Origin of the sequence: Microbacterium oxydans, assembly GCF_000956525.1 — a bacterium.
GTDB lineage: Bacteria > Actinomycetota > Actinomycetes > Actinomycetales > Microbacteriaceae > Microbacterium > Microbacterium oxydans_A.
Map to the genome: position 1 here is coordinate 46626 of NZ_JYIW01000017.1, position 13324 is coordinate 59949.

The following is a 13324-nucleotide window of genomic DNA, read 5'->3' on the forward strand; positions in this document are numbered from 1 at the left end:
TAGTCGTGCTAGGTTAACCGCTGTCGCTAAGAAAAACCTAGCGACTACGAAAACGAGAGGCCTGTCATGTCCCTGTTCCGCCTGGATGCCAGCATCATGCCCGCATCGTCCGCCAGTCGCGCGCTCGCCGACCTCGTCGAAGCCGAGTGGACGGCATCCCACCCCGACTCGACCGTCACCCGACGCGATGTGGCCGCTGATCCCGTGCCGGCGACCGCGTGGTCCGACGCCGTGACCTCCGGCTTCATCGACGCCGCGCAGCGCACCGAGCGTCAGAACGAGGCCCGTGCGCTCGCCACGACCTTCGCCGACGAGCTCATCGGCGCCGACGCACTGCTCTTCGCCGTGCCGCTCTACAACTACGGCGTCTCGCAGCACTTCAAGACCTGGTTCGACCTCGCGTACACCGACTCGCGCATCGATCCGACCGGCACCGCACTGCGCGGCAAGCCCGCGACGCTGGTGACCGTGCTCGGCGGCAACTACGCTCCCGGCACCCCGAAGGAGGGCTGGGACCACTCGACCGGATGGCTGCGCCGCGTGCTCGAGGACGTCTGGGGGCTCGACCTGCGAGTCGTGCAGCGTCCGTTCACGCTGGTCGGCGTGAACCCGGCGCTCGACGCATTCACCGACACCGCGCAGGAGCTCAAGCAGGCCGCCGAGAGCGACGCGGTCGCCTACGGCCGTGAGATCGCCGCGCTGCGGGGTTCGCAGGTCGCCTGAGCTCCCCGCACTTCTGCGACCACTCGTGCAGTGTGCGGCCGGAATCGGGGGATTCCGGCCGCACACGATGCAGGTGGCCGCAGCAGTCGACTGGCTGGCGGCTACCCGATCAGGGTGAGGAACAGCCGCACCGACAGCCCGAGCACGGCGAGCAGGCCGATGATGCCGGCGGCGTTCTGCCACCAGGTGTTGCGCATGTCGCCCATGAGCTTCACCCGGTTGGCCATGATGATGATCAGCGCCGCGAGCACCGGTGCGACGAACACGGTCAGCGCCTGCGCGATGACGATCAGCTGCACCGGCGACTCCTGGAAGATCACGGTCACGGTGATGCCGAAGACGAGGATGCCGGCGCTCACGAGCTTCGCGGTCAGCGAGCTCGACGACGCACCCCGGCCGAGGCCATCCGAGAGCATGGTGCCGCCAGCGGTGGCGTTCGCGATCATCGACGAGAACGCGGCGCCGAAGAACCCGAGTGCGAAGACGGTCGAGCCGACCGGACCGGCGAGGGGCTCGAAGATCCCGGCGAGGGCCACGACGGTGGGCGCTGCCTCTCCGGTCTGACCGAGGACGGATGCCGCGACGACGATCACCAGAGCGGTCATGATGCCAGGTGCGACGATACCCGGGATCGTGTCGACGATCGTGACATCGCGGTAGTCCGCTTCGGTGCGCCCGCGCTCCTTCGTGCCGTATGCCGTGTAGAAGGCGGCGTTGATGGAGAAGTTCGTACCGACGAGGGCGACGATCAGCAGCCATGCGCCGCCGGGGAACGTCGGCAGGAGTCCTGCTCCTGCTGCCGCCCAGTCCGGGTTGGAGATGAACGCCGAGGCGATGAACGCGATCGCCATGAACGCGACGATGACGATGAGGACCTTCTCGACGACGCGGTAGACGTTGCGGAGCAGCAGGAGCGCGGCCACTGCTGCGGTGCAGATGACGGTCCACATGATCGGGCTGCCGCCGAAGAGCATCGACAGGCCGAGGCCGGATCCGACCGCGTTGCCGACCGAGAAGCACAGGGTGATGAGGAAGACGCCGATGCCGGCGACGACGCCGACCCAGCCCCCGAGGTGCTCCTTGATCGAGGAGATGAGCGAGGTCGGCGACTTGATGCCGAGTCGAACCGCCATGTCGGTGAGGAAGATCATCAGGATCGTCGAGACCACGATCACCCAGATGAGGGCGTACTGGTACCCGCTTCCAGCCTGGACGGCGGTGGTGAGGTTGCCGGGGCCGAACTGCCAGGCGCCGGCGACGAACGCCGGGCCGATGAGGGCCAGGTGCTGCCAGAAGGGGCGACGCTGCGTGCGTGAGGAGACGATGTTCTTCATCGTCTCAGTCGAGACCCGCCCATAGCCAGTGCCGGGTGTGGTCGAGGTGTGACGCGCTTTCGTGCGTTCGTTCATGATCGTGTCCTTCGAGTCGTCGTTGACTGCAGGGTGTCGCCGCATGGGCGGAAGGAGATGGAGGGAGAGGCCGCCTCGTGCGACGGCCCCTCCCACGAGGTCACGCGGAGGCGGTGACCTTGCCGAGGTCGGCCAGCGCGAAGGCGGCCGCGATCTCGGCATCCGCTCCGTCCGGCAGCGGGAGCAGCGGAGTGCGGACCGTGGCGTGTTCGAGGATGCCGCGCTGCACGAGGCCCCACTTGAGGGCCACGGTGCCCTCCATGTGCGAGCCGCGGTGGTACACGTTCTGCGTCACGGGCAGCAGGCGCTCGTGGATCGCGTGCGCCGCCTCGTAGTCGCGCGCCTTACCAGCGGCGATGAGCTCGATGAGCGGCTCGGGGGCGACGTTGCCGTAGCCGACGAGCAGGCCGTCGACGTCGAACATGGTCGGCAGCAGGTACTCGTCGTGGCACGAGAGGATCTGCAGCTCGGGGTAGGCAGCTCGCAGTGCCGGGATCTCGGTGTACCAGCGACGCATGTTGCGGACGCCGTTCTTCGTCGCGAACACGCCCTCCTGGCCGGCGATCTCGAGCTGGGTGTCGAGGTCGTACGTCGCCTTGGTGTTGTCCGGGTACTGGAAGAGGATCAGCGGCAGGCCGGATTCCTCGTAGATCTCGCGGTAGCGCGACTGCGGTGCACCCTGCTGGTACCCGAATCGCAGCCAGCCGTGCGAGGGGTAGACGAGCCCGGCGGTCGCCCCGGCATCCACGGCTGCCTTCGCTTCGAGGGCGGCGGTCTTGTTGCCCTCCTTGGTGATGCCGGCGATCACGGGGATGCGGCCGTCGGTCGAGGCGACGAACGCGCGGATGACGTCGAGCTGCTCCTCTTCGGTCAGGAACGTGCCCTCGCCGGCGTGCCCGAGCACGACCAGGCTCTTGACGCCGTCGATCGAGCCGAGCCAGGAGCCGAGGCGCTGGATGGCGTCGTAGTCGACCGCGCCGTCCTCGGTGAAGGGGGTGACGGGGGCGGGGTTGAGGCCGCGGAGGTCGAGGGTCATGATCGGTCCTTTCCTTGGAGCTTCTTCGCTGAGGTTCTCGTCATCGAGAGTGTGGGAACGTTCGCGGGAACGTTTGCAGGAACGATTGCAAGTATGCTCGGAGGGGTCGGGGTTGTCAACACCCGAACCGGAAGTCAGTCGAGGGGGATGCCGTGGACGAGCAGCAGGAGCGTCACATCGTCACGCTGAAAGACGTCGCAGCGGCATCCGGCGTCAGCATCTCCACCGTCAGCCGGGTGCTCGACGATCGAACCCCGCCCTCGCGTTCCGCGACCGCAGAGCGCGTGCGGCGGATCGCGGACGACCTCGGCTATCGGCGCAACATGTTCGCATCGGGCCTGCGGCGCGGCGCGACCGGCACCATCGGGGTGCTCGTGCCACGGCTCACCGACCACGTCATGGCGCTCATGTTCGAGGCGATCGAGCGCACCGCTCGTGCCCGAGGGTCCTTCGCCGTGGTCGCCACCTGCGGTGACGATCCGGCAGAGGAGCGCCGGGCCACCGAGACGCTGCTCGATCGGAACGTCGACGGACTCGTGCTCGCCACCGCCCGCCTCGACGACACGCTTCCCGCCCTGCTGCGCGAGCGCGGGGTGCCGCATGTGCTGGCGCTGCGCACCGACGGTGTCAGCCCATCGGCGCTCGGCGACGACGAGGCCGGCGGATACTTCGCCGCCAGGCACCTCGTCGACCTCGGGCACCAGGAGATCGCGGTCATCACCGGACCCTGGTTCACGTCGAGCGCGCGTGATCGCCTCGCCGGGGCGCGGCGGGCGCTCGCCGAAGGCGGGATCGAGCTGCCAGACGCGCGCGTGATCTCGACCGGGTACGGCATCGAGTCAGGGCACGTCGCCGGGCGGTCGCTGCTCGACGGCGGCGCGACGAGGCCGACCGCGATCTTCGCCGCGAACGACAACCTCGCGATCGGCGTGGTCGCAGCAGCATCCGCCGCCGGGCTCACGGTCGGCCGAGACGTCTCGGTCGTCGGATACAACGACATCCCGCTCGCGGCCATGCTGCCGGTGCCCCTCACCTCGGTGCGGACGGCCTTCGATCAGATCGCCGCGAGTGCGCTCGACCTGCTCGGCGGCACCGACGGCGCCGTGACCCGCGCGCTGCCGACGCTGATCCCTCGTGCCTCGACGGCGGCCCTCGGGCGCTGAGGGCGCGGCGTTCGGGCTGTGACCCGCGGTCAGTCGGCGCGGTGAAGTGCGCTCCGCTCGGCCGTTCGCGGGGGATTCGGCCGTGCGAGGCGTACATCACCGAGGGGAGTGCTCGGCGGTCGGGCAGGATGGCGCGATGAGTTCATGCCCCGACTCAACAGCCGGGCGCGCGCGGCCGTTCGGTGCAGGACGACTCGACCAGGGCGGTGTGCGATTCGACGATGCGGATCTGCTGGGCGGGTCCGGCGACCGAGAGCTGACCCTCGAGCGGGATCCACCCGGAGCCCGGATCGATCTCGGCGGTGTAGCGGACGCTGACGCGAGCCTCGAAGATCCCCCGCTCTCGGTACACGTGGCTGGTGGCGGTCGGGGTGAACTGCGCCTGCCCGAGCTGCTCCCAGGTCGTGCCAGCACTCGTGCTCGACAGGGACGAGCCGTCGCCGAAATCGAAGTCGAACCCGGCCGGCGTGAACCGCGCGCGAAGCGGCAGTCCGAAGAGCGTGCCCTCGCGCACATGGACGGATGCCGGCGCCACGAAGTTCGTCGGGAGCCCCACGACTCCGAGGTTCGACGGCTCTCCGACAGGGCGAGCGGATGCCGGGGCGAAACCCGCGAGATCGGTGATCGTGATGACCGGCGACGGTGGCGTCTCGGCGACAGGATCGGCATCGGGCTCGGACGGCCGCGTCAGCAGGCAGCCCCGCGGGCCGCTGCCCGCTTCGAGACACCGCGCCCGCTCCTTGGCGACGGGATCGACGGGAGCCGGGGCGACCGGAGTGGGGGACTGTGGCGAGGTCCGGTCCGGGGACTGCGGACCTGCGGTGCCGGGCGTGGTGCGTTCGCCGGTCACGGTGAGGGAGGAGCCGTCGGATGTACTGCATTGATTGGCCAGAACGGCCTCTAGGGAGCAGCCACTTTGGAGTGAGATGCCCAGAGGGGCCGCAATCACGAGTTCTGTGGAAATCAGCAGGGATGCCAGTAGCTTCAGCACGACTCGGCGTCCGTGAGTTCGGAGTCGGCGATTCTCAGCACAGCGTCAACTGAGACGAAAGAGATTCGAAGTAGCGATTCGTCGGGGCGCGCTGCTGGCGTGACGTCGTCGCCTGCCGTGTTTATGACCCGCACGTTGCGGGCATCGATACAGACTGTGGCCGTGACCGCTTGAGTTTCCATCGACTCTCCACTGAAAGAGGTCATGACCGCAGACCCACTGAGACGTATCCCCTGGCCACCAAAGGAATTGACCGCGTCGATGTCTGCCTCGAGGGCCTGACCGACGAGGTAGTCCTGCGGGTCGGGCGAGTCCTTTCCTGCAATGCGCGCGTTGCCGGCGTCCAGATACTCCCGATACACCTCCTCCGCCGCGGCGAATGCCTCGTCTTCCGTCGCGAAGAGCGGCGTCGCGGTCGGGAGCGGGCGCGGCTCTGCGGAGCATCCGATCGTCGAGGCCAGGACGACGACGGACGTCGCCACGAGCAGGAACATGAAAGGGTCGCGTCTGGATCTCACCGGAACACGGTAGCCAGGTTCCTCGCTCGTGCGCTCGAGTTATCCACACCCGGGAAGCGCTTCAGCCGAGCGTCTCGGACGGCGGCGCCAGCGGCAGCCACACCGTCACGATCAGCCCGCCGTCGAGTCGCGGTGTCAGCACGAGCGTGCCGCCGTGCGCCGTCGTGATGCGGTCGGCGATCGCGAGGCCGAGACCGACGCCGGCGTGATCGTCGTTGCGGGTCCGCTCCACACCCCGCTGGAACGGCTCGACCAGCTTCGTCACGCGATGCGCCGGGATGACGGGCCCGGTGTTCTCCACCACGAGCGCCAGCGCATGGGGCTGTGCGTGCGTGCGAACGGCGACCTGGCCGCCGAACGGCAGGTTGTGCACGATCGCGTTGAGCACGAGGTTCGTGGCCAGCTGCTGCAGCAGTGCCGTCGAACCGCGCGTGCTGGCCGCGTCACCGGAGACCTCGACCGTCACGCCGCGTCTGTCGGCGAGGGGCAGCAGCGCTTCGACCGCTTCCTCCGCGAGGAGCGAGAGATCGACGGATTCCCTGGCGAACGACCGACGGTCGGCGCGACTGAGCAGCAGCAGCGCCTCGGTGAGGTCGATCGCCCTGGCATTGACCTCCTGCAGGCGCGAGATCAGCGCATCCACGTCGCGGTCGGGGTCGGTGCGGGCCACCTCGAGCAGCGCCTGCGAGGTCGCGAGCGGGGTGCGCAGCTCGTGCGAGGCGTTCGCGGCGAACCGCTGCTGCTCGGCGACCTGCGCCTCGAGCTGTTCGAGCATCGAGTCGAACACGTCAGCGAGGTCGCGGAACTCGTCGCGGGGCCCCTCCAGTGCGACGCGGTGCGAGAGCGACCCCTCCGCGGCGAGCCGTGCAGCCGCGCCGATGCGGTCGAGCGGCGCGAGCATCCGTCCGGCCAGGATCCAGCCACCGGCGAGCCCGACCGCCAACAGCACGATCATGACGGTGGACGCGACCGGCACGAAGGCTCGCAGCAGGTCGGAGCGGTTGGGTACGAAGATGTCGGCGACGATCTGCACGTCCGGCACGTACCGCAGCAGGAACAGGCCGACTGCCGCGAGCAGCAGGATGCCGGACACCACCACGATGCCCGCATAGCTGAGCGTGAGCTTCAGGCGGGCGCTCATGCCGCGGCGCCTAGGCATCGGCATCCGTCTCGATGCGATAGCCGACACCCGGAACGGTGAGGATCGTCCACGGCTCACCCAGTCGCTTGCGCAGCGACGACACCGTGATGCGCACGGCGTTCGTGAACGGGTCGGCATTCTCGTCCCAGGCCCGTTCGAGCAGCTCCTCGGCGCTGACGACTCCGCCGCCGGCCTCGACCAGCACCTCGAGCACCGCGAACTGCTTGCGGGTGAGGGCGACATAGCGGCCGTCGCGGTACACCTCACGGCGGAAGGGGTCGAGTCGCAGTCCGGCCACCTCGAGCACCGGAGGGCGGGAGCGCTGCCGCCGCCGATCGAGGGCCCGCAGGCGCAGCACCAGCTCGCGCAGCTCGAAGGGCTTCGTGAGGTAGTCGTCGGCGCCGATCTCGAACCCGGAGGCCTTGTCGTCGAGCCGGTCGGCGGCGGTGAGCATGAGGATCGGGATGCCGCTGCCGGAGGCCACGATCCACCGCGCGATCTCGTCGCCGTTCGGGCCGGGCACGTCGCGGTCGAGCACGGCCAGGTCGTAGGCGTTGATGCCGAGCAGTTCGAGGGCGGTGTCGCCGTCGTTCGCGATGTCGGCGGCGATGGCCTCGAGGCGCAGCCCATCGCGCACCGCCTCGGCGAGGTAGGGCTCGTCCTCGACGATCAGCACACGCATGGCTGCGATCCTACGCACCCGCACATATCGCGAGCGTATGGAAAACGGCATACGTCGCTGCAACGGCCGGACCGCTGCAGTGGAGACATGAACACCATCAGCATCCCCCGCGCCAGACGGCCGCATCGCGTCAGACGCCTCATCGTCATCGCCGTGCTGCTCGCCGTGGCCGCGATCATCACGCTCGCCGTGCAGCAGTCGCTCTCCGCCGCCTCAGCGGCTGTCTTCTCCGGACCCCAGGCGCCCCAGGGCGGCCCCTCGGGCGAGATCGGCGGGTCAGTGCTCGCACCCAGCGAAGCCGACGGGGTGATCCGCGACGGCGACCAGCCGACCGTGTTCGACATCGATCGGGTCGCCGTCGGCAACCTCGACCCTGCGCTGCTCGCGGCGCTGCAGCGGGCGGCGACGGATGCCGAGGCCGATGGCGTCGTGCTGCTGGTGAACAGCGGGTGGCGGTCGCCTGCGCTGCAGGAACGGATGCTGCAGGACGCGGTCGTGGAGTACGGCTCTGAGGAGGAGGCATCGCGCTGGGTCGCCAGCGCTGCGACCTCGGCGCACGTCTCGGGCGAGGCGGTCGATCTCGGACCGCTGCCCACGCTCGACTGGCTCGCCCAGCGCGGAGCGCGATACGGCCTCTGCCAGATCTACGGCAACGAGTCGTGGCACTACGAGCTGCGGCCGGACGCCGTGAACGAGGGATGCCCGGAGATGTACGCCGACCCCACCGAAGACCCGAGGATGCAGCGATGACCGGGGTGCTCGAGCCGGCGCGGGTGGCGCTCTCGCGGCTGCACGCTCCGACACTGCTGACGCTGCCCGATGCGGTCGCCGCGAACGTGCGCCGGATGCAGGCGGGCACAGACGTCAGGATCATGGCGGTCGTGAAGGCCGACGGCTACGGGCACGGTGCGCTCGCGGTCGCGGAATCGGCGATCGCGGCCGGCGCGACGTGGCTCGGCGTGACGGATGTCGCCGAGGCGGTCGCGTTGCGCGACGCGGGGATCGATGTGCCGATCCTGTCGTGGCTGAATCCTGCGGGAGCGGACGCGTGCGCGGCGGCATCGCACCGTGTCGACATCGCAGTGGGGTCGGTCGATGAGCTGCGCGAGCTGATCGCCGACGTGGTCGAGCCGGTGCGTGTGCATGTACATGTCGATACCGGCATGTCTCGCGGAGGCTGCCCGGTCGGAGACTGGCGCGAGCTGCTCGACGTCGCTCGTGCCGCTGCCGACCGGATCGAGGTCGTCGGGCTGATGGGCCATCTGCCGCGGGCGGATGAGGGCGATCCGGCAGCGAACGCACCGGCCGTGCTGCGGATGCGCCAGGCGAGGGAAGCCGCGCTGCGAGCGGGCTTCGGCCCTCTGCTGGTGCACCTCGCGGCGACCTCCGGCGCGCTCACCGATCCGGCGACGCACTTCGGGATGGTGCGGATCGGCGCCGGGCTCGTCGGGATCGACCCATCGGGACGCGTCGCGCTGACCGGCGCGTCCCGGTTCACGGCATCCGTCGTGCAGAGCGCGTTCGCGCCTCCGGGCACGGCGGTCGGGTACGGGGGAGTGTTCGTCACGGAACGGGCGACCCACCTCGCCGTGATCGGGGTCGGGTACGCCGACGGCATCCCGCGCGAACTGTCGGAGGGGGCGGGCATCGAGATCGGGGGGCGGCGGCATCCGATCGTCGGCCGGGTGTCGATGGACCAGATCGTGGTCGACACCGGTGAGGTCTCGGTGCCCCGGGGGGCGCTCGCGACCGTGTTCGGGCCGGAGGGCGGGGTGGTGCCGTCGCTGCAGGAGTGGGCCAGGTGGGCGGGGACGATCCCGCACACGATCGTGACCGGCATCGGCACCCGCGTGCAGCGGAGCATCGCATGACGGTCCGTGTGCTGGTGATCGGCGGCGGACAGAACGCCGAGCATGACGTCTCGCTCGCCTCCGCCTCGGCGGTCGCCGCGGCACTGCGGATGAGCGATCACGAAGTGCGCTGCGTGACGATCGACAGGGACGGCATCTGGCGGGCCGACGGCACCCCTCCAGGCGACACAGCGGTGACATCGCTCACGCAGGCGCTGCCACTGCTCGCCTGGGCCGAGGTCGTCTTCCCAGCGGTGCACGGCGCGCTCGGTGAAGACGGAGCGCTCGCCGCGCTGTGTGCACTCGCGGGGGTGCGGGTGGTCGGGTCGGAACTGCGAGCCGGCGCCATCGGCATGGACAAATGGGCCACCAAGCTGGTGGCGGATGCCGTGGGGCTGCGCACTGCGAAGGGACGCCTCGTCGCGGCATCCGACATCGGCGACGTCGAGTTCGACGGCCCGGTCGTCGTGAAGCCGGTCTCCGCCGGATCGAGCTACGGCGTGAGCCTCGTGCGGGAGGAGGGGGAGCTGCTCGCTGCGCTCAGGACGGCCGCGCGGTTCGACTCGCGGATCCTGGTGGAGGAGGTCGTGCGGGGTCGCGAGATCGATGTGGCGGTGCTGCGCGAGGCAGGAGGCATCCGGTGGGCGGCGCCGCCGCTCGAGATCCACGCGACCGGACTGTTCGACACCGCCACGAAGTACGACGGCAGCGCCCGCTTCGAGGTGCCGGCAGCGCTCGATGCGGCCGAGACCTCGGCCCTCAAGCGCGCTGCGATCGCGGTGTTCGACGCGCTCGGCTGTGCCGGCGTCGCGCGGATGGACTTCTTCCTCACCGACGAAGGACCGGTGCTGAACGAGGTCAACACGATGCCGGGACTCACCGCTGCATCGCAGGTGCCGCGGATGTTCGCAGCCGCGGGGGTCGAATACGGCGAGCTCGTGGCGCGGATGGTGCGTGCCGCCCTCCCCTGACCCCGGTCTTTCCCGCCGGTGAGGGGTCGATACACGCCGCGCGCTGCTGCCGATGCGCGGCGTGTATTGACCCCTCGGGTGCTGTCAGAGCCGGTCGACGCCGGTCACGGTAACGACGGCCTCGCCTGCCTCATCGGAGGCGGCGAGGTCGATGGTCGCGGAGATGCCCCAGTCGTGGTCCCCGGCAGGGTCGTCGAAGATCTGACGCGCGGTCCATTCGGTGGCGCCCTGCTCGAGGATCAGGAGCTTCGAGCTGCGTGCATCCGCCCCGGTGAGGATCTCGTCGTGATCGGCGTAGTAGCCGTCGAGGGCATCGGACCAGGCATCCGCGCCGAAGCTCTGGTCGAGTTCGCCGAGCGTTGCCACGTCCTCGCGCGCCGCGAGCTGCACGCGGCGGAACAGTTCGTTGCGGACCAGGGTGCGGAACGCCCTGACATTGCTCGTGAGACGCTTCGGAGCCGGCGGCACGATCGGCTCATCACCCTTCGACGAGCCCAGGGCTCCGCCTCCGCCGCCGATCAGGTCCTCCCACTCGTCGAGCAGGCTCGAGTCGACCTGGCGCACCAGCTCGCCGAGCCACTCGATGAGGTCGTGCAGATCCTCGTCCTTGAGCTCCTCGGGGATCGTCTGCGACGCGGCCCGGTAGGCATCGGAGAGGTAGCGCAGCACGACGCCCTCGGAGCGGGCGATCTTGTAGTAGGCGACATATTCCCCGAACGACATGGCTCGCTCGTACATGTCGCGGACGACGGATTTCGGATGCAGCTCGAAGTCGCGGATCCAGGGCTGGGCTGCGCTGAACGTCTCGAAGGCGGCGGTCAGCAGCTCATCGAGCGGCTTCGGATAGGTGACCTGTTCAACGAGCTCCATGCGCTCGTCGTACTCGATCCCCTCGGCCTTCATGGCGCCGATCGCCTCGCCGCGCGCGAGGAACTCCTGCTGGCCGAGCACGGCGCGCGGGTCGTCGAGGGTGGCTTCGACGATCGAGATCATGTCGAGGTGGTAGTTCCCCGTTCCGACCCCGACCTGGGTCCCTGTTCCGACCCCGGCCTGGGTCCCTGAGCCGACCCCGGCCTGGGTCCCTGTTCCGACCCCGGCCTGGGTCCCTGAGCCTGTCGAAGGGTCGGGATCGAGCAGCTCGAACGCCGCCAGGGCGAACGGCGACAGCGGCTGATTCAGCGCGAAGTTGGGCTGCAGGTCGACCGTCAGGCGGATGCCCGTCGTGCCGCCCTGGTCGAAGGTCTCGACGATGCCAGATTCGCGCAGTGTGCGGAAGATGCCGAGCGCACGGATCGCCAGCTCGCGCTGTCGCTTCCGCGGCTCGTGGTTGTCGTATACCAGCGAGCGCATATTCGCGAACACGTCGCCGCCGCGGGCGATCACGTTGAGCATCATCGCGCTCGTGATCTGCATGTGCGAGGTCAGGGTCTCGGGTGTCGCATCGATCAGCTTGCGGAACGACGGTTCGCCCCACGACACGAATCCGTCCGGTGCCTTCTTGCGCACGATCTTGCGCTTCTTCTTCGGATCGTCGCCGGCCTTCTTCACAGCGGCGACGTTCTCGCTCTCGTGCTCCGGCGCCTGCGCGACCACGGTGCCGGCGGTGTCGAAGCCGGCGCGCCCCGCACGACCGGCGATCTGGTGGAACTCGCGGGCGTTGAGCTGCCGCATCCGCGTGCCGTCGAACTTCGTGAGCGCCGTCAGCAGCACGGTGCGGATCGGCACGTTGATGCCGACGCCGAGCGTGTCGGTGCCGCAGATCACCCGGAGGAGGCCCCGCTGCGCGAGCTGCTCGACCAGGCGACGGTACTTCGGGAGCATCCCCGCGTGGTGCACGCCGATCCCGGCGCGCAGGAAGCGGGAGAGCGTCTTGCCGAACGCGGTGGTGAAGCGGAACTCGGCGATCAGTGCGGCGATCTGGTCGCGCTGCTCTCGGGTGGCGACCTTCGAGCTCGACAGTGCCTGGGCCCGCTCCATCGCTGCGGCCTGCGAGAAGTGCACGATATAGATCGGCGCCTGGCCGGTGTTCAGCAGATCGTCGATCGTCTCGTGGATGGGTGTCTGCTCGTAGAAGAAGTGCAGCGGCACCGGGCGCTCGACGCCTGTCACGGTCGCGGTCTGGCGTCCGGTGCGGCGGGTCAGATCGGCCGCGAGCTCGGTCACGTCGCCGAGGGTCGCCGACATCAGGATGAACTGCGCCTGCGGCAGCTCGAGCAGCGGCACCTGCCACGCCCACCCGCGGTCGGGATCCGCGTAGAAGTGGAACTCGTCCATGACGACCTGGCCGACGTCGGCATCCGTGCCCTGCCGGAGCGCCAGGTTCGCGAGGATCTCGGCCGTGCAGCAGATGATCGGCGCATCGCCGTTGACCGAGGAGTCGCCGGTGATCATGCCGACGTTCGCGGCGCCGAAGATGTCGACCAGCGCGAAGAACTTCTCGCTCACCAGGGCTTTGATCGGTGCGGTGTAGTAGCTGCGGCGACCGGACTGCAGTGCGGCGAAATGCGCCCCGACCGCCACGAGCGACTTGCCGGTTCCGGTCGGGGTCGACAGGATCAGGTTGTTGCCGGAGACGATCTCGATGATCGCCTCGTCCTGCGCCGGGTAGAGGTGGATGTCGGTCGACTCGACCCACTCGGCGAACGCCAGGTAGAGCGCATCCGCATCGGATCCGTCGGAGATGGTGGCGTCGAGGAGCATCCTTCGATCATCCCCTACTGCGCGGGCTCGACGTGTGGGCGTTCACAATTCAGCAAGAACGGCGTCGGGTGGCTCGTCAGGCGGTGTTTCGACCTGCGCACGAGAATTCTTGCTGAATTGTGAACGGCGACTCCGCGTGA

General features: G+C 69.2%; 12 protein-coding genes. 5 read left to right on the plus strand and 7 right to left on the minus strand.

What is annotated here, in order from left to right; all coding sequences use genetic code 11:
* The first annotated feature begins 66 nt into the window (after window positions 1–66).
* Complete coding sequence (locus RS83_RS02695; RefSeq protein ID WP_045277974.1) at window positions 67–723, plus strand: FMN-dependent NADH-azoreductase; 657 nt, start codon at window positions 67–69, stop codon at window positions 721–723.
* Between the two features lie 101 nt (window positions 724–824).
* Here the strand turns inward: RS83_RS02695 and RS83_RS02700 are convergent, their stop codons facing one another.
* Together RS83_RS02700 and RS83_RS02705 are read right to left on the minus strand one after the other, a co-directional pair.
* Window positions 825–2057 carry an Nramp family divalent metal transporter gene (locus tag RS83_RS02700; protein WP_045278038.1) on the minus strand — a complete coding sequence of 411 codons (1233 nt, stop codon included), beginning with the start codon at window positions 2055–2057 and terminating at the stop codon, window positions 825–827.
* 175 nt (window positions 2058–2232) lie between these two features.
* Window positions 2233–3168 carry a dihydrodipicolinate synthase family protein gene (locus tag RS83_RS02705; protein WP_197072051.1) on the minus strand — a complete coding sequence of 312 codons (936 nt, stop codon included), beginning with the start codon at window positions 3166–3168 and terminating at the stop codon, window positions 2233–2235.
* 152 nt (window positions 3169–3320) lie between these two features.
* Here RS83_RS02705 and RS83_RS02710 point away from each other — a divergent pair, with 152 nt between their 5' ends.
* Entirely contained in the window at window positions 3321–4331 is a 1011-nt protein-coding gene (locus tag RS83_RS02710; protein WP_045277976.1) for a LacI family DNA-binding transcriptional regulator, read from the plus strand.
* A gap of 154 nt (window positions 4332–4485) precedes the next feature.
* On the opposite strand, the gene RS83_RS02715 is transcribed toward RS83_RS02710, so the two are convergent.
* From RS83_RS02715 to RS83_RS02730, 4 genes are all read right to left on the minus strand, one after another.
* Window positions 4486–5181, minus strand: coding sequence for a hypothetical protein (locus RS83_RS02715; protein WP_231587710.1), 696 nt, complete (start codon window positions 5179–5181; stop codon window positions 4486–4488).
* 134 nt (window positions 5182–5315) lie between these two features.
* Window positions 5316–5816 carry a hypothetical protein gene (locus tag RS83_RS02720; protein ID WP_045277977.1) on the minus strand — a complete coding sequence of 167 codons (501 nt, stop codon included), beginning with the start codon at window positions 5814–5816 and terminating at the stop codon, window positions 5316–5318.
* A gap of 85 nt (window positions 5817–5901) precedes the next feature.
* Window positions 5902–6981, minus strand: coding sequence for a sensor histidine kinase (locus RS83_RS02725; protein WP_052678771.1), 1080 nt, complete (start codon window positions 6979–6981; stop codon window positions 5902–5904).
* Between the two features lie 10 nt (window positions 6982–6991).
* On the minus strand, window positions 6992–7663 hold the full coding sequence (locus RS83_RS02730; protein WP_045277978.1) for a response regulator transcription factor: 672 nt from the start codon (window positions 7661–7663) through the stop codon (window positions 6992–6994).
* 87 nt (window positions 7664–7750) lie between these two features.
* Between RS83_RS02730 and RS83_RS02735 the strand changes: the two genes are divergently transcribed.
* Genes RS83_RS02735 through RS83_RS02745 form a run of 3 tightly spaced genes read left to right on the plus strand, consistent with a single transcriptional unit; the run spans window position 7751 to window position 10484 of the window.
* Window positions 7751–8413: a M15 family metallopeptidase gene (locus tag RS83_RS02735; protein WP_045277979.1), complete on the plus strand. Its 663-nt coding sequence runs from the start codon at window positions 7751–7753 to the stop codon at window positions 8411–8413.
* Complete coding sequence (gene alr / locus RS83_RS02740; protein ID WP_045277980.1) at window positions 8410–9534, plus strand: alanine racemase; 1125 nt, start codon at window positions 8410–8412, stop codon at window positions 9532–9534. The genes RS83_RS02735 and alr overlap by 4 nt, the downstream gene beginning before the upstream one ends.
* Window positions 9531–10484, plus strand: coding sequence for a D-alanine--D-alanine ligase family protein (locus RS83_RS02745; RefSeq protein WP_045277981.1), 954 nt, complete (start codon window positions 9531–9533; stop codon window positions 10482–10484). The genes alr and RS83_RS02745 overlap by 4 nt, the downstream gene beginning before the upstream one ends.
* Window positions 10485–10568: 84 nt before the next feature.
* Here the strand turns inward: RS83_RS02745 and RS83_RS02750 are convergent, their stop codons facing one another.
* Window positions 10569–13184, minus strand: coding sequence for a DEAD/DEAH box helicase (locus tag RS83_RS02750; RefSeq protein WP_045277982.1), 2616 nt, complete (start codon window positions 13182–13184; stop codon window positions 10569–10571).
* Window positions 13185–13324: the final 140 nt, after the last annotated feature.

Excerpts from the sequence above, each read along its gene's own strand:
- RS83_RS02735 (WP_045277979.1), top strand. The coding sequence starts at position 7,751 with ATGAACACCATCAGCATCCCCCGCGCCAGACGGCCGCATCGCGTCAGA.
- RS83_RS02725 (WP_052678771.1), bottom strand. The coding sequence starts at position 6,981 with ATGAGCGCCCGCCTGAAGCTCACGCTCAGCTATGCGGGCATCGTGGTG.
- alr (WP_045277980.1), top strand. The coding sequence starts at position 8,410 with ATGACCGGGGTGCTCGAGCCGGCGCGGGTGGCGCTCTCGCGGCTGCAC.
- RS83_RS02695 (WP_045277974.1), top strand. The coding sequence starts at position 67 with ATGTCCCTGTTCCGCCTGGATGCCAGCATCATGCCCGCATCGTCCGCC.
- RS83_RS02745 (WP_045277981.1), top strand. The coding sequence starts at position 9,531 with ATGACGGTCCGTGTGCTGGTGATCGGCGGCGGACAGAACGCCGAGCAT.
- RS83_RS02720 (WP_045277977.1), bottom strand. The coding sequence starts at position 5,816 with ATGTTCCTGCTCGTGGCGACGTCCGTCGTCGTCCTGGCCTCGACGATC.
- RS83_RS02750 (WP_045277982.1), bottom strand. The coding sequence starts at position 13,184 with ATGCTCCTCGACGCCACCATCTCCGACGGATCCGATGCGGATGCGCTC.
- RS83_RS02700 (WP_045278038.1), bottom strand. The coding sequence starts at position 2,057 with ATGAAGAACATCGTCTCCTCACGCACGCAGCGTCGCCCCTTCTGGCAG.
- RS83_RS02730 (WP_045277978.1), bottom strand. The coding sequence starts at position 7,663 with ATGCGTGTGCTGATCGTCGAGGACGAGCCCTACCTCGCCGAGGCGGTG.
- RS83_RS02705 (WP_197072051.1), bottom strand. The coding sequence starts at position 3,168 with ATGACCCTCGACCTCCGCGGCCTCAACCCCGCCCCCGTCACCCCCTTC.